The sequence below is a fragment of the Butyricicoccus faecihominis genome (assembly GCF_024462775.1).
In the GTDB taxonomy this organism is placed as follows: Bacteria; Bacillota; Clostridia; order Oscillospirales; family Butyricicoccaceae; genus Agathobaculum; species Agathobaculum faecihominis_A.
The window spans coordinates 12,375-33,058 of record NZ_JANGCE010000004.1 but is presented as its reverse complement, the minus strand read 5'-3'; the positions used below and the strand labels follow the sequence as shown (position 1 = coordinate 33,058).

General features: G+C 56.3%; 14 protein-coding genes. 8 read left to right on the top strand and 6 right to left on the bottom strand.

Features of this window, described 5'->3' with window-relative positions:
- Positions 1–58 precede the first annotated feature (58 nt).
- Positions 59–724, bottom strand: coding sequence for a gamma-glutamyl-gamma-aminobutyrate hydrolase family protein (locus NE562_RS03805; protein WP_280961075.1), 666 nt, complete (start codon positions 722–724; stop codon positions 59–61).
- A 114-nt stretch (positions 725–838) separates the two neighbouring features.
- Between NE562_RS03805 and NE562_RS03800 the strand changes: the two genes are divergently transcribed.
- Complete coding sequence (locus NE562_RS03800; RefSeq protein ID WP_280961074.1) at positions 839–2,626, top strand: Na/Pi cotransporter family protein; 1,788 nt, start codon at positions 839–841, stop codon at positions 2,624–2,626.
- A 466-nt stretch (positions 2,627–3,092) separates the two neighbouring features.
- Here NE562_RS03800 and NE562_RS03795 read toward each other — a convergent pair whose 3' ends face one another.
- The 3 genes from NE562_RS03795 to NE562_RS03785 all read right to left on the bottom strand — a co-directional run bounded on the left by NE562_RS03795 (position 3,093) and on the right by NE562_RS03785 (position 8,346).
- Positions 3,093–3,410, bottom strand: a complete 318-nt coding sequence (locus NE562_RS03795) for a helix-turn-helix domain-containing protein (RefSeq protein ID WP_280961073.1) — start codon at positions 3,408–3,410, stop codon at positions 3,093–3,095.
- 534 nt (positions 3,411–3,944) lie between these two features.
- Positions 3,945–6,047: a hypothetical protein gene (locus tag NE562_RS03790; protein WP_280961072.1), complete on the bottom strand. Its 2,103-nt coding sequence runs from the start codon at positions 6,045–6,047 to the stop codon at positions 3,945–3,947.
- Complete coding sequence (locus NE562_RS03785; RefSeq protein WP_280961071.1) at positions 6,034–8,346, bottom strand: efflux RND transporter permease subunit; 2,313 nt, start codon at positions 8,344–8,346, stop codon at positions 6,034–6,036. The genes NE562_RS03790 and NE562_RS03785 overlap by 14 nt, the downstream gene beginning before the upstream one ends.
- Before the next feature lie 186 nt (positions 8,347–8,532).
- On the opposite strand from NE562_RS03785, the gene NE562_RS03780 reads away from it, so the two are divergent.
- A complete protein-coding gene (locus NE562_RS03780; RefSeq protein WP_280961070.1) occupies positions 8,533–9,090 on the top strand; it encodes a TetR/AcrR family transcriptional regulator in 558 nt (185 codons plus the stop codon).
- A gap of 236 nt (positions 9,091–9,326) precedes the next feature.
- Here the strand turns inward: NE562_RS03780 and NE562_RS03775 are convergent, their stop codons facing one another.
- Together NE562_RS03775 and spoVG are read right to left on the bottom strand one after the other, a co-directional pair.
- Positions 9,327–10,463, bottom strand: coding sequence for an MGDG synthase family glycosyltransferase (locus tag NE562_RS03775; protein ID WP_280961069.1), 1,137 nt, complete (start codon positions 10,461–10,463; stop codon positions 9,327–9,329).
- Positions 10,464–10,556: 93 nt separating this feature from the next.
- Positions 10,557–10,817, bottom strand: a complete 261-nt coding sequence (spoVG, locus tag NE562_RS03770) for a septation regulator SpoVG (protein WP_280961068.1) — start codon at positions 10,815–10,817, stop codon at positions 10,557–10,559.
- 128 nt (positions 10,818–10,945) lie between these two features.
- On the opposite strand from spoVG, the gene murC reads away from it, so the two are divergent.
- From murC to NE562_RS03740, 6 genes are all read left to right on the top strand, one after another.
- Positions 10,946–12,325: a UDP-N-acetylmuramate--L-alanine ligase gene (gene murC / locus NE562_RS03765; protein ID WP_280961067.1), complete on the top strand. Its 1,380-nt coding sequence runs from the start codon at positions 10,946–10,948 to the stop codon at positions 12,323–12,325.
- Positions 12,326–12,335: 10 nt separating this feature from the next.
- A complete protein-coding gene (locus NE562_RS03760) occupies positions 12,336–12,677 on the top strand; it encodes a hypothetical protein (protein ID WP_280961066.1) in 342 nt (113 codons plus the stop codon).
- A gap of 164 nt (positions 12,678–12,841) precedes the next feature.
- Positions 12,842–13,213, top strand: coding sequence for a BlaI/MecI/CopY family transcriptional regulator (locus NE562_RS03755; protein ID WP_280961065.1), 372 nt, complete (start codon positions 12,842–12,844; stop codon positions 13,211–13,213).
- A gap of 19 nt (positions 13,214–13,232) precedes the next feature.
- Positions 13,233–17,156, top strand: a complete 3,924-nt coding sequence (locus NE562_RS03750; RefSeq protein ID WP_280961064.1) for a M56 family metallopeptidase — start codon at positions 13,233–13,235, stop codon at positions 17,154–17,156.
- Positions 17,157–17,180: 24 nt separating this feature from the next.
- Positions 17,181–19,634, top strand: coding sequence for a M56 family metallopeptidase (locus tag NE562_RS03745; protein ID WP_280961063.1), 2,454 nt, complete (start codon positions 17,181–17,183; stop codon positions 19,632–19,634).
- 254 nt (positions 19,635–19,888) lie between these two features.
- Positions 19,889–20,650 (top strand): carboxymuconolactone decarboxylase family protein, encoded by a 762-nt coding sequence (locus tag NE562_RS03740; RefSeq protein ID WP_280961062.1) that lies wholly within the window; start codon positions 19,889–19,891, stop codon positions 20,648–20,650.
- Positions 20,651–20,684: the final 34 nt, after the last annotated feature.

The window sequence follows — 20,684 nt, the reverse complement described above, 5'->3', positions numbered from 1 at the left end:
CAGTCTGAGACCCGCGCGGCGTTCCGTCAGCCGCGCGGGTCCTTTTTTGGAAGGTGTGTCAGCAGCGCTCGATCAACCAGGTAAACAGCGGCAGATGGTCGGCCCCTTTGACGTCCTCGCAAAGGGGCGGCGCCATGCGCTCCGGGTGCCACTGTACGCCGAGCAAGGGCGCGCTGCCGCCCACCAGAGCCTCCACTGTGCCGTCCGACGCGCGGGCGGCAACCGTCAGCCCCGGCGCGATGCGCGCGCAGGCTTGGTGGTGGTAGCTGTTCACCATGGGCGCCGCGCCGATACGCGCGCCGAGAAGGGCTGTGCAGCATACGGGATGACAGCCCTCGCCGTGATCCTCGATATGCTGGTGCAGCGTGCCGCCTAAAAAAACGTTGATGGCTTGTATGCCGCGACAGATGCCGAAGATGGGCTTGCCGCAGGCATAAAAGGCCTCGAAAAGCGCCAGCTCTTCCGCGTCGCGCGTGGTGTCGATGGAAAGCCGGTCGCTATTGCGCGCTTCGCCGTATAGGGCTGGGTGCAGATCGCCGCCGCCCGCGAGCAGCAGGCCGTCCATCCGTGCGGCCAAAATGTGCGCGCTGCCGCCGCTCGCAAGCACCGCCGCGCCGCCCGCGCGGTCGACAGAATCGCCGTAAAGCTCACTTTGACGGCGAAAAACTGACAATTCTCCCATCCCGCGGCCGGTGGATACTAAGATCAGTGGGCATTTCGCCATGTTTTTCCTCCTTCCACGTTTACCCGTTGACTGGGTTTGCGTAGTACTGTATACTTATAACGTATGGAGAAATGGTAAGAAACGTGTAAGGAATGTGTGAAACGGAGGAAGCGCATGGAGTTCAATGTGCTCTCGCTCGTGCAGTTGGTAGGCGGTTTGGCGCTGTTTATCTACGGCATGACGACAATGGGGAAGGGCCTCGAACGCGCCGCGGGCGCCAAATTGGAAAAAACGCTTGAAAAAATGACCAGCAACGTCGGCAAAGCCTTGCTGATGGGCATGGTCGTCACCATGGTCATTCAGTCGTCCTCGGCGACGACCGTTATGGTGGTCGGTTTTGTTAACGCCGGCATTATGACACTGCGGCAGTCGGTCGGCGTCATTCTCGGCGCCAATATCGGCACCACCATCACCGCGCAGATCCTGCGGCTCGATTCGGGCGGCGGGTTGAGCGGCAACCTGTTTATGCAAATGCTAAAGCCGGCCAACCTCGCGTATGTGATCGTCTTGGTCGGCGTTATCGTGATGATGCTGGCGAAGAAACGCCGCACGCGCGATATTGCGGATATTTTCTCCGGCTTCGGTATTCTGTTTATCGGTATGTCGATTATGGAAAAATCGGTCGCGCCGCTGGCCGACCTGCCGCAGTTCTCGCAGTTGTTCGCCGCGATTTCCAACCCGATTCTGGGCGTGCTGGTCGGCGCGGGCGTTACCGCGATCATCCAGTCCTCCTCCGCGTCGGTCGGTATTTTGCAGGCGCTGTCCACCACGGGCGTCATTACCTATGCCGCCGCCGTGCCGATCATTCTGGGCCAGAATATCGGTACCTGTATTACCGCGTTTCTGTCCTCGCTCGGCGGCTCGAAAAACGCGCGCCGCACGGCGATGGTGCACTTTTACTTCAACCTAATCGGTTCCATCGTGTTTTTAACCGCGATATACGGGCTAAACGCCGCGATCGGCTTCTCCTTCTGGGACACGGCGATCGATAAGGGCGGCATTGCAAACTTCCACACGCTGTTCAACGTGGCCTGTACGTTGGTGTTCCTGCCCTTTACCGGGTTTTTGGTTCGTCTGGCGGAGTGGAGCGTGCCCACGGGCGAGCAGAAGGAGGACCCGCTCTCCAAGCTGGAGCCTCGCTTCCTGACCACGCCGTCGCTGGCGCTGGAGCAGGCGCAGCGCTGCATCGCCGAAATGGGCGACGCGGCCAAGCGCAACTTCCGCCTTGCGACCGATCCGCTGTTTGGCAACGAGCAGCCGGATGATGAGACCTTCCGCGAGCACGAGGCGTTTTTGGACCGTGCCGAAGTCGAGATCGGCAAGTATCTGCTGAATGTTCATAACATCCGTTCGGTGGATCAGCGCCGCCAGTCGGCGGAGATGATGCATTCGCTTTCTGATTTTGAAAAGATCGGCGACTATGCGCAGAATATTTTCGACCGCATGGAAGCGTTCCGCCAAAGCGAACTCAGCTTTTCTGATTCCGCTTCGCAGGAGCTGCACGTCATGTGTCAGGCAGTGGGCGAAGCGCTCGATTTGACGGTAGAGGGCTATGTGACCCGTTCGGTCTCCGTAGCCCGTACGGTCGAGCCGGTCGAAGAGGTTGTCGATACGCTCAAGGAGCGCCTCAAGAGCCGCCATATTGAGCGGCTTGGCGCGGGCGACTGCACGATGCAGACCGGCATCCATTTCCTCGATATCGTACACGATTTGGAGAAGATCAGCGATCACTGCTCCAACATCGCGATCTATACCATCCAGCTCGGCGAGGGCGCGTCCGAATTCGATACGCACCAGTACGCCAAGGAGGAGTACAAGAAGACCCGCCAGTTTGCGGACAAGCTGAAATACTACCAGCAAAAATATTTAACGCAGGTGGACGCGATCGAAGCGGCCAACTGATGAAATGAAAAGGATGCGCTTTGGCGCGTCCTTTTTGTATTGGTGGCTCGCTGCGCTCACAATTTCATGCGCGGCGGTAGCCGCGGGGGAACGTTACGGCGCCCACCGCGGGGGCAAAAGGGAGGGGACAACCTAAACGGTTTTCCCCTCCCTCTTGACTTCCACGCTTTTCCCTTATGCCGTTTGGGGCGGCGCGCGCCGCCCCTTTGTACCTGTATGACGTTTTGTGGCGCTGTATCGGGTGCCTAGGGATTCGGTGGACAGGTGCCTCCGCTCGGCCGGACCGGCCTGCTTTGCGCGCCCACATTTGCCGGCGCTCCGCTTGATTGGTGGTTCGCTGCGCTCACAATGAAATGCGCGGCAGTAGCCGCGTGCGGCGGCGTGAGTCACGCCGCCCTACGACAGCCAAGCGTAACCCGCTTGTAGGGCGGAGTGCCCCCGCTCCGCCGATTCTTGGTATGCCAAACTACAGTTGCTCCAATGCACTGCGCACCATAGCGGTCACAATTTGAATTTGAATAGGCGTTGCGCTCTGCCATAGATCCGAAAGTACGCCAAAATTGCTTAGTTCGTTTTCTATCAGCACTTCGGTAAGTAAGTAGGTTGGCGATACTTTAAGTTCGTCGCATAAGCTGATAAATACCGGCAGACTGGGCGTCTTTCGCTCTGCTTCGATTTGGCGAAGATAAGTCGCATTGATGTGACATAATTCCGCTAATTGTTCGCCGGTCAGTCCACGGCTGATTCGTGCTTTTTTCAAGCGTTGCCCCATCAAAAGCTTCATGTTTAACCCCTCTTTTTAGTTCTATTGTTTATTCATTCCTACAACTTATCTTTTTGTTTTACTATACCGATAATTTTTACGTTTGTCGAAGAGTAGTTATCAATAATATTAACTATAGCTATTTTGTGCGATATAATATTTTACAGTTGAATACGAGAGGATGTCATATGGTGAAACCCGCTTTTATATATAAATAACAAAATTTGTTGAAGAATCGCTATTTTGGTATACAATTTGTGACATATAGATGGAGGATTACACAAATGGGAATGGCAAAGAAAATCAGAACGGTGCTGCTGGAGCGGGATATGACGATCAAGGAGCTTGCCACAAGGATTGGGACAAACTGAAACAACCTGAGCAATAAGCTGGCGTGTGACAATTTTTCCGAAAAAGAGCTGCGCGAGATCGCGGCAGCGTTAGACTGTGATGATGATGGGATCTTTACGCTTAAAGAAAGCGAAAAGATGATATAAAGGGATGAAACAAATAAAAACGCCGCTATCATGCGGCGTTTTTATTTGTTTGATTTTCTTACTCCTCCGATGTGAATACGCCCGCAATGGCGGAGAAGAGCTTTTTGAAGATGTTGGCGATGCGGGCGAACACGCCTTCGTCTGCGGTTTCGGGTTCGTTTTGCGCGTCGTCTTCCAGTTCATCCACCGATATTTCATCGGTGCGCAAAATGAATTGCAGGCTGGCGGGAGAGGGATTTTCCGACGAGGTGACCGATTGCAGATCGGCCTCGGCGTCGATGTTGAGAACGTTGGTGTCCTCTTCCAGATCCTTTTTGCCCTCGTCGATCGCGTTGTGGATGGAATCGGTTGCGGATTGCAGGCTGCTGGAAGAGCTGGAACCGGCCGCGCGCTCCAATACGTCGAGCAGGCCGTCGATTGAGGTCTGCATGCTTGCGTCCGACTTATCCCGCACCGAGCGCAGCGTGTCCTGCGCGGATTGCATCAACTTGGTCGCGGAAGCGAGCGTTTTGGTGAGGGATACCATCATATTGGAGCCTTTATCCGCCATTGCGTTCGCGTCCGAGGTGAGCTGTTCCAGCGAAACGGACAGCGCGGGGATATCGGCCAGCAGCTTGCCGACCATTTCCAGCGAGCTTTCGGCCAGACGGGTGAAATCCTGTCCTTCGCCAATCAGATCGCCGGAGATACCGTCGTAATCGGTCAGAATGTCGTTCATATCATCCAGAGTGTCCAGCATCGAATCCGACGTGCCCATCAAAGAACTGAGCCTGCCGGTCGCGTCGGACAGTGTCTTCAGCGTACCCATGAGCGAATCGGTCAGGTCTTCCGCGCTTCCGAGAAAAACATCCAGCAGGCCGCGCAGCTCGTCGCCGAGCGGCGCGTCGTCGATTTGGCCGCGCAGGGCGACAAGCCGGCCGGCGAGGCTGTCCAGCCGCTCGCGCATGGTCTTCATATCGCCTTGCAGCGTGGTCAGATCTTTTTCCAGACCGCTGATCGATTCCTGTAAATCATTGATGTAAAGCCAGTCGTTCGCTTCCTTTTTCTCCCGTAACTCTTCCAGCATATCGTCCAGATTGCCGAGCGTCTTATACAGGTCCTGCAACAGCTTTTGATAGCCGGATACCGTGGGGTTAGAATCGGAAAGCGTGCCAAGCATGCTGTTTACCGTCGCGTTGAGCGAGGTAAGCGTGGTTTGCATCGAGTTCAGCTCCGGGATCAGGGAATCGGACTGCCCCGCGAGCGCGTCCAGCGCGGCGAGGGCTTCATCGGCCTCCGGGTCGAGCGTGCCGCGCGAATCGATTAGCTGGCGGCGCACCTCGTTGATGCCCGCGATGCCCTGACTCATGGTGTTCAGTCCGCCCTGCATCGACTGCATGGTCTTGAGCATGTCGGATAAGCCCTGATACAGGCTGTCGCCAGAATCGCCGATGCGGTCCTTGATATCGCGCATATCGGAAAGCAGATTCAGCGAGGAAAGCGTGGCGGGCGCCATGAACAGGATCAGACCCATGCTTTCAAAGCTGTTTGAACCGATGCGCACGGTAAAGGTGTTTTCTTCGCCGGGCAGGCCCATGAAGAAGACGATCTTGTACGTGCCGACCGATTGAATCTGCGCGCCGGGCGCGTCAATCGAAAGGGCCTTGGAGGTGTCGATACCGGTCGCGGCGATCAGCATCATATTGTTTTTGTAGTATTCGCTGGCCGCGTCGTTCGGCAGCGCGTGCAGAGTGATCTCCACCAGACCGTCCGCCCCGGCGCACTTTTCCGCCGTGGTGGGCACGCCGTTCAGCTTGTAGGATACGTCGAAATCCCACGGCATTTGCATGGTCTCGGTCTCGTTCGGGATGCATTCATAGTAAAAACGCTGGCGCTCGTCGCTGTTCAGGTTCCAAGTCACCGAACCGTCCGCCAGCTCCGGCTGGTCGTGCGAGGTCATGTTGTAGACATCGGCATAATTGCCGTAATCGGTAAAAGTATCCTGTCCGTTCAGGCTGACGCCCTTGACGATGCGCGTGTCGTGCGGCACGCCGTAATAGTCAAGGTTAACATATACGACCTCGTCGGTCTCCACCGTCGGCGGCGCGGCGGTGGCCGCACTGGTGAACAGCAGGATCAGGGCGAGCGCCATGGCGGTCAGGCGCGTTTTATTTCTTTTCATGGTCGTTTTCCTCCTCGGCGGTAGGGGTGGAGTCGTTTTGGGGCGGATCAGTCGGCGCGTCCTGTTTGGCGCACTTGGTATATCGCGCCAACCGGTCGCGGATGGCCTTATGCCGCGCGCGGCGGTTTTCGCGGATCTGGGATTGCAGCTGCAAGCGCTGCTCGCGCAGCTTGTCGATCGTGGGCAGCTTGATCTTGCGCGCGCGGATACGGTTCATGCGGGCGTGCTTCTTCTGCGCGTAGTCCGGCTTGACGATGAAGCGGTCAAACAACATCAGGCAGACGGGCAGCATCAGCAGCACCAAGATCATGGAAAGTAGCGCGCCGCGGCCGATCAAATGGCCGAGCCCGCCGATCGCTTCGATCGAGGACATGAAATACAGGCCGTAGGCCACCGTCATCAGGATAATGCCCGAGGTGAGCACGGACAGCGCGCTCGACGTGACGGCGCGAATGGCGGCTTCCTTTTTGTCGCCCTGCGCGCGGGCGTCCAGATAGTTGTTGGTAAGTAAAATGGAATAGTCGATCGTCGCGCCGAGCTGCACACAAGAAACAATAATAAAGCCGAGGAACATGGTCCGCGTGCCGGTGATGTAGGGCAGCGCGGTGTTGATGAACACGGCGGCCTCGATTGGAATCAGCACGACGAGCGGCAGCACGATGGATTTAAACGTGATCGCGACGACGATCGCAACGCCGAGCAGCGAAATGATATTGACGAACGAATAGTCCGTGGTGATGATGGCCTTGATATCCTGCGTCGAGGGCGTGACGCCGACAAGATAGGTCTGCTGATCGGGGTAATACCGCTCGATGATGGCGCGGATCTCGTCCGAATAGCGGAACGCGGCGTCGCTTTCGCCTGCGGAACGGACGTTTACGATAACGCGCGCCCAATTATCGCCGTGGAGCTGGCTGGTCAAGCTGTGCGGCAAAAAGCTTTCGGGAATGCCGTCCGGCAAAACAGAGGACAGGCCGAGCGCCGCCTTGACATAGGGCAGGTCGCCTATCTCGTCTGACATTTCCTTTTCGGTCACGTTGTCGCCGGCGGGAATGAGGGCGAGCATCATATTGCTCTGCCCAAACTTGGCGTTCATTTGCTGTTCCGCCGCGTACACGGGCGTGCCGGGCGAATTGGATACCGCTTCGTTGCCATATGTAAAATCCGCCATGCCCTGCCCGATGTAGCAGGGGAGCACCAGCAGCATCACAAGGATAAAGACCGGCTTGCGGATTTTATACGCGAATTCGCCGAAACGGCGAAACGACGGCATGAAGGAGCGGTGCTGCGTTCGGTCAATCAGCTTTTGGAAACGAAGGATAAGCGCGGGCATGAGCAGCAGGACGGTGACAAGGCTTAGAATAATGCCCTTGGCCAGCACAAAGCCCATATCCGGTCCGATACCGAAGCGCATGAGCGCCAGCGCCAGAAAGCCGACGACGGTGGTCGCGCCGGACGCGCCGATCGAGGTAAAGGCGCTGCGCAGCGCGTTGGCCATGGCTTGCTCGGGTTCGATGCCGTTGGCCTTTTCATGCGTGAACGAGTGCAGCAGGAAGATGGAATAGTCCATTGAGCAAGCGAGCTGCAACACCGCGCCCACCGCGTTGGACAGGAACGAGATCTCGCCGAATATAATGTTCGTGCCCATATTCATCACGATTGCAATGCCCATGACCGAGAGAAAGAGCACCGGCTCGAACCACGAAGTGGTGGTGAGCGTCAGGATGATAAAGATGAATATGACCGCGAGCACCATCACGCGCGCGACCTCGCCGTTGATCGTCGGCCCTAAATCGGTGTCCGACGCGGCCGAGCCCGCGACGAGCCCCCGGTCGCCCACGATCTCGCGAATCTCCTTTACCGCGCGGTGTGTGCGGGAGGAGGAGTCGCTCTCCGCAAAGGTGAGGTCCATATAGGCTGAACCGTCTTTGTAGTAATCGTCTATCTTGGAATAGTCGATAAACTGGCTGGAACCGTAAATGTTGGTCGAGGTATCGCACCAAAGGATTAGGTCTACGCCGTCCACATCGGCAATGCGGTCCTTGATGGATTTGGCTTCATACAGCGTTACATCGTTTAGCATGACGCGGCCGATGCCGGGGTAAGTGAATTCCTCTTTCATGATATCGAGCGCCTGCGCGGAGGGCGTGGAATCCGGCAGGTATTTGGTCAAATCGTAGTTAACGCCCACGAAAGGCACGCTGAGCAGGCTGAACAACACGCATATGGCAAATATCTTTTCAATCAGCTTGCGATGGTTAATGATCAGGTCGACAGGGCTGTGTCCCTTAAGTTTCACAAGAAAAACACCACTCTTCCGAAAAATAGACGTTGCGTTCGTTTTCTTTTCGTGTTATAGTATATAGCATAAGATTACTGAACACAAGAGCTAAATATGTATTAAATATATGATAATGAACAAAGTGTATAGTTAATGTATGTTTGCGGACAAATATTTTCACAGCAAAAGGAGGATGGCGCACCTATGGAACCACAAGAGGACAAACGAATCCGGCGTACCAAAAAGCTGCTGCGGCAGGCGCTGACGACATTGATGCAGCAAAAGGATTTTCAGAGCATCACTGTGACCGATGTCGTGCGCGAAGCCGATATCAACCGCGGTACCTTCTATGCGCATTACCGGGATGTATATGACCTGCGCGAACGCATCGAGGAGGAGATGATCGCGGATTTCCGCGCCATGATCGACGGCTTCCGACCGACCGAGCGCAATACCTCGCTGCGCCCCATGCTGGCGCGCGCGGTCGATTATCTAGAGGAAAACCGCGACGCGGTGACCGTGCTGATGCGCACATCCGCCCCGGAGGGCTTTGGACGCAAGCTGATCGAGGTAGTGGAGGAATGCCGCCTTGCCATCACGCCCGGGCGGACGGTGGAGGACCGGTATGTGGCGCGCTTCATCGCCAGCGGCGTGATTGGCATGCTGGAAAAGTGGATCAGCAGCGGCGACGAAATTTCAAGCAGGGATATCGTCGTACTGATGGAGCATGTGCTCTCGCCGCTCATCCAGTTGGAGAAATAGCGTGCGGCGTCCGCCGCGGGAACAAAGGGGAAGGGAAAACCGTGCGGTTTTCCCTTCCCCTTTGATCTCCATCCTTTCCCCTTGCGCTGTCTGGGGCGAGGCTTGCCGCCCGTTTGTTTTGAAATGACTTGCCGTGTCGCTGTACGCGCGGGATTCTTCATTTCACTCCGTTACATTCAGAATGACAGAGGTATATGACAAGGGAGCGCGGCCCTAAAAAGGCTGCGCTCCCTCTTTTATTTCGTTTTCAGGTTTAGAACAAAGTCCGCCAGCCGCTCGGTGGCGTCCGGGTGGGCGACGGCGTTCATGGTTTGCCGAATCGTGTTTAAGCGGCCGGGACTGTGAAACAGCTGATAGACCGCTTCGTCAATGGGAAAATGCTTGGTGATCAGCGCGGCCATGCCGTTGTTGACCAGAAAATCGACGTTGCGCTCCTCGTGGCCCGGAATCGGGTCGACCAGAAGCATGGGCAGGTTTTTGGCCAGCGCTTCGCTCACGGTCAGTCCGCCCGGCTTGGATACGATGCAGTCCGCCGCGCTCATCATCACTTCCACATTGCCGACAAAGCCGTAGGGCTTTACCAGACAGTCGCCCTCGTACCGGGAAGCGTATTGTTCAACGCGGAGCAGCTGCTTTTTGTTGTTGCCGCATACGACAAGGAACTGGAAGGGGAGACCGATCTCGGTCAGCTTTTCGAGATTCTTGGCATTGTCCGCGTAGCCCATTGAGCCGCCCATCAGCAGGATGGTGGGCCGGGCTGGATCGATGCCGAGCTGCCCCGCCGCGTCCTCGCGCGAGAGCGGCTGGTTGAATTTAGGGTGCACCGGGATGCCGAACGGCAGGATGCGCGAAGCCGGTATGCCGCGCCCCACGCAGCGGTAGGTTAATAACTCGCTCGCGGTGACGATATACTGCACGCGCGGCACATCCTCCCAATAGGGATGGAGGGTGTAATCCGTCACGATGCCGATGGTCATGATATCGGGCAGCTTTTTCCGCTTTTTCAGCTCGTCCACCATTTGCGCGGCAAAAACATGGGTGCACAGGATCACATCCGGTGCGTAGCCCGCCAGCACCTTGGCAAACTTGGAAGCGCCGAGCGCGTTGATAACGTTAATCATGCTCGGCCCCGCGGAAAGATAGCTCTGCCCGTTATTTTCCGCCAGCTGATAGACTAGGCGGTAAAGCGTTTGCATATGCTTGGAAGAAAACAGATAGCCCTTGTCGATCGTTGTTTTGACAAGACCGCTGATATAGGCGTAAACATCGAGCGTGTGCACCTCCGCGCCCTTGGCGGTAAGCATGTCGCCGATCGCTTTGGCGGTGGCGTGGTGGCCAAAGCCCGCCGTTACCGATAAAATCAATACTCTCATTTAAACTCCACCTCATATAAGGCTATTTTACACGAAGGTGGGGAAAAATGCAAATAAACCGATTCGAACCGTGATGGCGCGCCCGATCAAGGCTCATTCCATAATGGTCGCGCGGTAGGCGTCCAGCACGCGGTGCTCCAGTTCCTCGCGCAGCTCATTGCCGACCGGATGCGCAATGTCGCGGAACTTGCCGTCCGGCATTCGCCGCGAGGGCATAGCAAGAAAAAGACGGTCGTGCCCGTCGATGATCTTAATGTCATGCACCGCAAACACGCCGTCGAATGTAACCGAAACCAGCGCTTTCAACCGCCCGTATTCCTCAAGGTGGCGAAATTTGATATCCGTGATCTCCATAGTATACTCCTTTGCTACCAAATAAAATGTCAATTTCGTCTGTTTGCCTATATATATTTTGGGCATCCTGCATTATAATATACCGTAGACCAATAAAAAGAATGAAAAAATCTGGGAGGCTCTCACGAATGGCCCTTTCAATCAAACCGTATATCGACCGGAAAGAAACGATCCATCTGACCGGTATCGGCGGCGTATCCATGAACTCGCTGGCCGAGCTGCTGCTCTCTATGGGGGTGCCGGTCACCGGCTCCGACCGCCTCCATACCGAAGTGACCGACCGGCTGGAACAGCTGGGCGCAAAAATCACCTACGCGCATCTGGCTGAAAACGTCGAAGGGGCGGCGCTGGTCGTCCGCACGGCCGCCGTGCACGACGATAACCCCGAAATGGTGCGCGCGCATGAAAAGGGCATTCCCGTGATGGAGCGGGCCGAGGCTTGGGGCCATCTGATGCGCGATTATGAAAACGTCGTATGCTTTTCCGGCACGCACGGCAAGACCACCTCGACCTCGATGATGACGCTCGTTTCGCTTGAGGGCGGCCTCGATCCGACCGTTATGGTCGGCAGCCGCCTGCCCGCGATCGACGGCACGCTGCGCATCGGCGGTAAGGGCTACTTTGTCGCGGAAAGCTGCGAATACTGCAACTCCTTTTTGAATTTCGCGCCCACGGTTACGGTCGTGCTCAATATTGAGGAGGATCACTTAGACTTCTTCAAGGATCTCAGCGACATCATCCATTCGTTCCGTTCGTTCTGCGAGCTGACGCCGGAGGGCGGTCTCGTTGTTGCGAACGCGGACGATGCAAACGTCATGCGCTGCATCGATGGGCTGAAGCGCCGCGTGCGCACCTTTGGCCTTTCGGAAAACGCCGATGTGCGCGCCGCTGAGATATTGGAGGAAAACGGATACTATCGTTTTACCGTACTGGTGGACGGCGCCCCCTACGCAAAGGTGCGCCTTTCCGTGCCGGGGCGGCATAATATGATGAACGCGCTGGCTTGCTGCGCGGCGGCTGAATATCTCGGCGTGCCCGGCGATAAGGCCGCGGCGGGGCTTTCGGCGTTTACCGGCTCTTCCCGCCGGTTCCAGCTGATGGGCAAAATGCCCTGCGGCGCGACGGTGGTGGACGATTACGCGCACCACCCGAGCGAAATGCGCGCCACGCTGGACGCCGCGCGCCAAATGAACTTCGACCGCATTCTGTGCGCGTTCCAGCCGCACACCTATACCCGCACCAAGGCGCTGTTTGATGAATTCGTGCATTCGCTTTCCCTGTGCGATCAGGCGGTGCTCGCGCCGATTTACGCCGCGCGGGAAAAAAATACCGTGGGCATTTCCTCGCACGATCTGGCGGAAAAGGTGCCCGGCGCGGTCGCGCTGGACAGCTTTGAGGAGATCGCGGCTTATCTTGCGCGCGAAGCGGGCCCGAACGATCTGGTGCTGACGATGGGCGCGGGCAACATCAACGAGGTGGGCCCGATGCTGGTCTCAGGCGCTTCGTAAGGGCAGGGACATGGCTGAAAATTATCAGGTCTTAAATTTGGAAGAGGGTCTGCCGACCGCCGCGCAGGCCATCGGCAGGCTGCTGCACACGCTGGAAAGCTGCCGCCGGGGTCAGGTAATCAAGCTGATCCATGGTTACGGCTCTTCGGGCACCGGCGGCCGCATCCGTATCGAGGTACGGCGTAAGCTGGAACGGATGCAGCAGTCCGGGCGTATTTCCTTTTTTATCACGGGCGAGAAGCTCTCTATTTTCGACGCGGACACCCGGCGGGCGCTCGACCTCGCGCCCGCGCTGCGGCAGGACCGCGATTTAGAGCGACATAACAACGGCATCACGATCTTGGTGGTTTGACGTACCGATATCCATACAACGCAGACAGCCCGCATTCGGCTTGACCGAACGCGGGCTGTTTGCGTGCTTCCAAATTGTAAACTGCGCATACTTGACAGCTATATTCTACTGATGTAGAATATAGCCAGAAAGAATTCTACAAACATAGAAAAGGAGGGGACGGGATGCAGGAGATCAAGCGGTTATCCGACGCCGAGCTGGAGGTCATGCAGATCATATGGGCGCATTCGCCGCCGATCACCGCGGCTGACGTACAGCAGAACGCCGCGAAGGACTGGAAGGCCACAAGCGTGCTTACCTTTTTATCGCGCCTGTGTGAAAAGGGCTTCCTGCGGTGCGAAAAAGAGGGGCGGCAGAACTTTTACACGCCGTTGATCGGGCGGGAAGCTTATTTGCAGCGCGAGAGCGCCAGCTTTGTCAGGCGGCTGTGCGGTGGGTCGGTCAAAAATTTGGTGGCCAGTCTGTCGGACGCGGGCGAGCTGACCGACAGCGATATCGACGAACTGCGCGCCTTCCTTGACGCGCAGGGACGATAAGAACGGAGGGGCGGACATAATGTGGGAAAACCTTCTTTTTAATTTGTTGCAAATTGGGCTGACGGTTTCATTGGTGGCGCTGATCCCGATCGTACTGCGCCGGGTACTGAAAAAGCGCTACCCCGCGCGGGCCATGTGTCTGGTGTGGGCGCTGCTCGCGATACGGCTGCTTATCCCGGTGCAGCTGACGCTGCCCGAACCGCCGGTACAGGTCACGCCGCGCGTCAATTATGTGCGGATGACGCAGCCGCAGACCGCCAATCAAAAGCTTCAGCAGATTGAATCCGCAGGCCGTTGGATGACGGCCGCCGAAGCCGATCAGTATGCCGGCGCGGCTGGGGAAAATAGCTGGATCAGAACCTATTGGGGCAATATCTTGTTTTACATATGGCTGCTTGGCATGGCGCTGTTCGTCTTTCGGCAGTGGCGCGGCTACCTTCGCTTTAGGCAGGCGCTGAATGAACAAGCAACGGATGTGAAAAATCCCATACTGCGGGCGGTCTTTGAGGAAGAAAAGCAGTCGCTCGGCATTGCACGGGAGATTCCTTTGCTGGTCAGCGGCGCGGCGGATTGCCCCATGCTGGCGGGGTTTGCAAGGCCCGCGATCTTCCTGCCGGATGAAAGCCTTAGCGCGCCCGATGCGGCGTTTATCTTTCGGCATGAACTGACGCATTGCAAGCGCGGGGATCTATGGCTCAAATTGCTGCTCGTGCTGGCGCGGGCGATGCAGTGGTTTAATCCGCTGGTTCATCTGATGGCGCGGTTTGCTTACGAGGATATTGAGCTGGCGTGCGACGATGCGGTCGCAAAGGAGATGGACGGCGCCGAACGCCGCGCGTACGGCGAGGCTATTTTGCGCTCGGCTGTGGCGCAGGCCAAACGCCGCGTGCTGGTTTCATGCTTTACCGGGGATAAAAAAACTCTGATGCGGCGGTTTGAGGGGCTGTTTGATACACGGGTGAAAAAACGCGGCGTGGCCCTTGTCGTCGCGGTCGCCGTGTTGGTCGGCACGCTGGGGTGTGCGTTTTCCGTGCGCGCGGGCAGCGGCGGCCCGGAAAAAGAAGAAATGCTGCGTTTGGCAGCCGCTGTGGCCGTGGAAAAGCAGCAAAGCGGCTATACCCGCTATACGGTCGTACCGGAAGAGGATACGGCGCTGCTTATCCTAGCAAGGGAAGACGAAACCGTGGGCGCAGAGCCGCGCGTTGCGGAGCGGCTGTATTTTGAAAAAAACGGTAACAGCTGGAGCGTTGCGAGAAGCGAAACCGTCGCCACCAAGGCGGACAGTCTGGAAACCTTCCGTATGCTGTATGAAAATGACCTTGGCCTGCCCGACCGTGTTTCAGAATCCGATTTCCTGCAAGGCGCTACGGCGGAAGTGATCCGGGAATGGGACGCAACGGGCAACGGGGAAGACGATATGGCCGAAACGCGGTATACCTTTGCCGACGGCAGCGTCGTGATCTTCGTGGGAGGGGACTGGACGGCGGCGGATGGTACGAATAACCGTACGGCCGCCGACCTCACGCAGCAGTTTGCCCGCGCGGTCTCGCACAAATCGGTGTGGCCGCTGTATCCGGTGCTGCCCAATGAAGGGCAAGCCTTGGCGAACCATCAACGGAGATGGGCGGATAGCGAGCCGGGCGGCGTTTGGTATAGCAAGTTCGGCGGTTCGTCGCCGACGTTTGATGCGTTCGTCATCGTACCGACGGAAGACCCAAATGCCTGCATTGCTGTTTTTCAGGGACACGGCGGCGGTACGACAGACTTCCGCACCGCGGTGAAAGTGATTGTGGGCAAGGAGAACGGCCGCTCGGTCATCACAGGCTTTGAAGAATACGATACCCATCTGGCTTTCCTATTGGAAGATATGGACGACATGGCGGCGCGAATAACCGGGCTCACGCGAAATGAATTGTTTGATATATATTACAATTCCGGCCTGCCGTGGCCCACGGCGAAAGCAGATATCCCGTTGGAATACAGTTATAACAGCGGTCATTACGCCGATTTGGCGCAGCCGCTGAGCGCGGCGGAAACCGTATTCGGCTACTTTGGCGAATGGGTTACGAAGCAAACGGAAAACGGCGCGGACACCTCGTTTCGGTCGTGGCTCGCCGGGGTAGAGCTTCTTTCCCAAACCGCAAGCAATGCGGTCGTGCGGCTCACGTTTGACGACGGCAGCGGATCGGTCGATATCGGCATGCAGAAGGCTGGCGATTATTGGCTGCCGACCGGCCTTGTCGACCGGTTTGACGAAAGCTTTCACGCGTGGATCGACGGCAAAGCCCTGCCAACCGGCGCGACAGTAGAAGAAGCTGTGGCAGCCGCTGCCGGAGATATCCCGATCCTGCCTGAAGGCGTGAAGATCAAGCTGGAGCCGCTTGACGGAAAAGCGGCTCCCATAAACGCTACGGTGACGGACGCGGTCGTTCGCGAGGACGGCGCCCTGCAATATGACGAGCGCGTGACGGAGCACAAAGAAATCCAGTTTGCGCAGGACGGAAGCGGATGTCAGTTTGTTGTGGAACCGAATTTTGCTGAATTATTAGCTTCCACGATCAAACGATATACCTATCGCGGCATAACCGTCCGGTACGAAGCGGAAGGCACACGCTATACGGCCTCCTTTGTGTTCCGCACGGAAAATGAAAACGCACCGGTAGAGGAAGACCATTCCATTTCTTCAGCCACGTATTACGATCCGACCTATGGCTACACGCTTACTTTGCCTGAAAGCTTCCTTGGGCGCGGCTATCTACTGGTTAAAGAGGGATTGCCGCGGTTCGGGCTGCAATACGCAATGGGTAAGGATGTGGAAAATGAGACCGACTACGGCGCTATCATGTGGCTGAACATGGATTTAACAGCAGTGCTTTATGAAAATTTTGGAGAAAACTGGGAAGCTAACTATCCGGTGCCTTGCACCAAGCTTGCCGAACGGGACGGTTTGACCTATTTTCTGGCCTTTGCTTCCGATGTACAGTATGATACGCATAATTCAGATATAGCTGCAGCTTATCAGACCATGCGGCGCGATGCGGCGCGGCTGGGTCCGCAATCCCTTTCCTTTGCCAGCCAGACAGAGGCGCAGAAACAAGCGTGCAAGACGCTTCGCCTGAAAAAGCAGGGAGAACAGTACATGTATAGCCAAGACAGAACGGCAGAGGGGCTATTTATTGATAGCTGGGAGATTACGCCGGAGCCGGATGCAAACGCCTGCACAGTACGCGTGCAATGGAGCAGCGAAAGTGGAGAAAAAGTGCTGCTTTATACCGCCGAACGGGTATACTTTCAGGAAAACGGGGAGATCGCGCGCACTGAGCCGCTGGGCGACAGCCGCGACGGCGTGACCTCTTCAGCGGATTTTTTAACGCTGTACCGAGGCGGCTCGTGGTTCCCAACGCTTAGCCCGATGGTGTTGGGATATGCGCAGACCGATCTGCAAGCGGGCGGTCTGGATACGCCTGAGCATGCGGCGGATACCGTGCTCGGCACACGGAACATCAAATGGTCACGCGATACGACGGCGGCGGACGAAGAGAATGTAACGTTGACCGGTAAGCTGTCCGATGGGCCGACGCTGCGGCTCAACCTGCGCCGCATACAGTTGACGACGGAACGCCCTGCAATCTACGTACCAGATGATTGGTCGCTTTATAACGCAAAAGGTGAAACGATCGGCATGCTGGGCCGCCAATACAGTCCCTACGATGTGCTGCTTGCGGAAGCGGTCGATTATTATCCCTACCGTGATACGAATGAACTGCTCTGGTATTTGGATATGGGCTGGGCTGACCCATACACCGATGACATCCTTGCAGAACTGGACCGCCGGTATGCCAGCGACCCGGAAGAGGTGGACGACGCGGTCGATGCGTCCATCGATTGGTCGGGGAACAGTGCGCTGCGTGAGCTATGGGAAGCACATAAAAAAGCGGCCTGAACCCAAGAGACGGAGGGGCGTAAAATGTGGGAGAACCTACTTTTTGATCTATTGCAAATCGGGCTAACCGTTTCGGCGGTCGCGCTGATTCCGATCGTGCTGCGCCGGGTGCTGAAAAAACGCTACCCCGCGCGGGCCATGTGTCTGGTGTGGGCGTTGCTCGCGGTTCGTCTGCTTATACCAGTGCAGCTGACATTGCCTGAACCGCCGGTACAGGTGACGCCGCACACCTATTATTTGCTGCATGAGGTGGCGTTACCGCAGCAGAACGAAACGACATTGGACTCGCTGGACAGTCACTGGCTGGATAAGCGGCAGGCGGCAGCGCTGGGCGAGCAAGACACGGCTTCCATCACCACTCTTCATGTGGGGCCGATGGTCGCTTGGATATGGCTTGCGGGCGCTATGGGCTTCGCTGCTTGGCAGGCGGTCATGTATTTGTTATTCCGCCGGCGGCTGAGGAAAAACGCGTGCGTGATGAAAAATGAATTCCTTAACGCAGTGTTCATGCGGGAAAAGCAAGCGCTTGGCATTTCGCGGGACATTCCGCTGTTGGTCAGCGGCGCGGCGGACTGTCCCATGCTGGCCGGATTGATCAGTCCCACGCTCTACTTGCCGGGGGAGGCGCTTTTGCGTGAGGACGCGGCGTTCATCTTCCGGCATGAGCTGATACACTATCGGCACGGCGATCTGTGGATCAAGCTGCTGCTCGTGCTGGCACGGTCCATGCAGTGGTTCAATCCGCTAATCCATCTAATGGCGCGGTTTGCCTGTGAGGATATCGAAATGGCGTGTGACGACGCGGTCGCAAAGAATTTGGACAGCGCGGAACGCCGTGCGTACGGTGAGACGATCTTGCGCTCGGCGATCGATAAGGCCAAACGCCGTTCACTGGTATCGTGCTTTACCGGGGATAAGAAAACGCTGATGCGGCGGTTTGAGGGTTTGTTTGATACGCGGGTGAAAAAACGCGGCGCGGCGCTGGTCGTCGCGGCCGCCGTGCTGGTCGGCACGTTGGGCTGCGGTTTTTCGATCCGTGAGAAAACGGAAAGCTTGACGGATGCAGAATTGGTTGAGCTTGGACGACAATGGATGAGCGGAAGCTACCGTGACGCAGAGCCGTGGTATCGGCTGCTGACCGATGATCTGGCAAAACAGTTGTACGATAAGCAAGTGGACTACGGCAAGCAAGTCGGTGAATTGGGGGGTGCGATACCGGGCGAGCCTTTGTGGCGCATCGGTGCGTCCAACCCGCATGTGGAACGGTTTACCGTACTTCCGGATGAAATAACGCAACAGGTGATTTTGGTAACGGAGTGGGGCGGGACTGACAGCGTGCCGACGCGGATTGCCGAGCGACTGCATTTTCGGCAACAAAACGGTACATGGAAGGTAGATAAGGTGGAAGGCAACCCTTATATCAATGACACGCCGTTTATGCAAAAGGCGAATAGCTTGGAAGCATTCTGCACTTTGTACCAAAATGATCTTGGTTTGCCAGATCATGCGCCGGGAAGTTCCGGACAGCACATTTGGGATGAACCGCCGGAAACGATGTGCGATCCCGTGCAGGCGGCGGTTGCCATATTACAGCTTAATGGCGGCGAGGGATCGTTAATCCGTATGTGGGATGCAACGAACGACGGAACGAACGACCTTGCCGAGGTTCGCTATGTCTTTGCAGATAATAGCGTCGTGCGCTTGACCATGGCTCCGGTGCTAGCCGCCTCTTCAAATGGTGATAAGAAGGTATGGTTGCCGCAAGACTGGACGACCGAAAAGGGCGAGAACAGCCGCACCGCCGCAGATTTGACACGGCAGTTTGCACGATCGGCTTATCATAAGTCGGTATGGCCTCTTTACACCGTACAATCCAAGGAACAGCGGCAGAAATTGGTCAATTATCAGTTGCGTTTGTCGGCTGATGCCACGCCGGACAAAAAAGAAGTATGGTATACGAAACTGGGCGGTTCGTCGCCCGCGTTCCGGGATTATGTCATTGTATCGACGGACGACCCCAAAGCCTGTATCGCCGTGCTGCAAAGCTATGGCGGAGGGTCCAGCGATGGGCGAGTGGCGTACCGCGTCACAACCGGACAGGAAAACGGCCGCTCGGTCATTACCGCTATAGAAAATATAAGTGATTTGGAATATACGCAAAGTGATAAATTTAACTTATATTACGGAACGGGGTTGGGTTGGCCGTTGCTGGAATATGCTTTAAATATTCGGGCGGGTGATGCCGGATGTTATAATGGGCCCGATCTTTCCACATTGCGCCAGCCGGATACCGCGCTGCAATCCACTACTTATACGAATTTAGAATGGTATAGTCAATTTCATGGTGAAACTTTAATCCTATCCCAAAATGAGAGCGACGCCGTCGTGCGGCTCACATTTGACGACAGCAGCGGCTCAGTCGATGTACATATGCACAAGGACGGCGATTATTGGCTGCCGGTCGGTTTAAATTCGTAGTGGAAAAGGCTTTGGCCATGCGTTTAAGGCGATGTATCAGGTTTCGACATAGCAATGAATCGTGTAAAAAACCTCCAGTCGTAGGATCAAACTATGACTGGAGGTTTTCATATAGTCCGGAAAAGAACGACGCTGCGCGGAAAAATAAATTTCAAATTTTCTCTTGACATGGAGTTTACTCCAAGTGGTACAGTCATATCAGAAAGCTGTGAGCAAGAAATCTTCAAAGAAATAAAGCAGCAGGAGGAAAGCGTATGGAGCTCTCGGATTATTCAAAACACTACTATGAAAAAATGTTTCCCGGTCATCAAACGCACCTATGCACGACCGACCCGGAGTTGATCGAACGGTTTCAAAACTTTGCTTTTGACGAGGTGGTGAATAGCGACGATTTAGATGGGCGTACCCGTTTTATAGCGATCCTGTCGGCGCTGTTGGGCTGTCAGGGTACGGACCTGTTTCGGGATATGCTTCCCGCGGCGTTAAACTTTGGCGTTACACCGATAGAAATTCGGGAGATCGTCTATCAGGCCGTGGACTATCTGGGAATGGGAAGGGTGTTTCCTTTTCTAAACACGCTGAACGAGGCGCTGACGGCGCGCGGTGAACGCCTGCCCCTAGAGGCGCAGGCAAAAACCACCATGGACACCCGGTTGGCAGCCGGTATTCAGGCGCAAGTGGATATCTTTGGCGAAGGGATGCGGGATTTCTGGCAGTCCGGTCCTGAGGAGAGCCGCCACATCAACCGCTGGTTGGCCGCCAACTGTTTTGGCGATTTCTATACCCGCGGGGGATTGGATTACCGACAGCGTGAGATGATTACGTTCTGTTTTCTGGCTGCGCAGGGCGGGTGTGAGCCGCAACTCGTCAGCCATGCCGCCGCCAATCTGCGAGTGGGCAACGATAAGGCGTTTTTGATCAAAATCGTTTCACAGTGCCTTCCCTACATCGGCTATCCTCGCAGTTTAAACGCCCTTCGTTGTGTCAACGAGGCTGCCGAAAAGGAGGGAACATAAGCAGCATGTCGATCAGGGAAAGGCGGACTGATAC

What these genes read in the sequence shown, in the direction of transcription:
- NE562_RS03805 (WP_280961075.1), bottom strand. Translation starts at nt 724, where the DNA reads ATGGCGAAATGCCCACTGATCTTAGTATCCACCGGCCGCGGGATGGGA.
- NE562_RS03800 (WP_280961074.1), top strand. Translation starts at nt 839, where the DNA reads ATGGAGTTCAATGTGCTCTCGCTCGTGCAGTTGGTAGGCGGTTTGGCG.
- NE562_RS03795 (WP_280961073.1), bottom strand. Translation starts at nt 3,410, where the DNA reads ATGAAGCTTTTGATGGGGCAACGCTTGAAAAAAGCACGAATCAGCCGT.
- NE562_RS03790 (WP_280961072.1), bottom strand. Translation starts at nt 6,047, where the DNA reads ATGAAAAGAAATAAAACGCGCCTGACCGCCATGGCGCTCGCCCTGATC.
- NE562_RS03780 (WP_280961070.1), top strand. Translation starts at nt 8,533, where the DNA reads ATGGAACCACAAGAGGACAAACGAATCCGGCGTACCAAAAAGCTGCTG.
- NE562_RS03775 (WP_280961069.1), bottom strand. Translation starts at nt 10,463, where the DNA reads ATGAGAGTATTGATTTTATCGGTAACGGCGGGCTTTGGCCACCACGCC.
- spoVG (WP_280961068.1), bottom strand. Translation starts at nt 10,817, where the DNA reads ATGGAGATCACGGATATCAAATTTCGCCACCTTGAGGAATACGGGCGG.
- murC (WP_280961067.1), top strand. Translation starts at nt 10,946, where the DNA reads ATGGCCCTTTCAATCAAACCGTATATCGACCGGAAAGAAACGATCCAT.
- NE562_RS03760 (WP_280961066.1), top strand. Translation starts at nt 12,336, where the DNA reads ATGGCTGAAAATTATCAGGTCTTAAATTTGGAAGAGGGTCTGCCGACC.
- NE562_RS03755 (WP_280961065.1), top strand. Translation starts at nt 12,842, where the DNA reads ATGCAGGAGATCAAGCGGTTATCCGACGCCGAGCTGGAGGTCATGCAG.
- NE562_RS03750 (WP_280961064.1), top strand. Translation starts at nt 13,233, where the DNA reads ATGTGGGAAAACCTTCTTTTTAATTTGTTGCAAATTGGGCTGACGGTT.
- NE562_RS03745 (WP_280961063.1), top strand. Translation starts at nt 17,181, where the DNA reads ATGTGGGAGAACCTACTTTTTGATCTATTGCAAATCGGGCTAACCGTT.
- NE562_RS03740 (WP_280961062.1), top strand. Translation starts at nt 19,889, where the DNA reads ATGGAGCTCTCGGATTATTCAAAACACTACTATGAAAAAATGTTTCCC.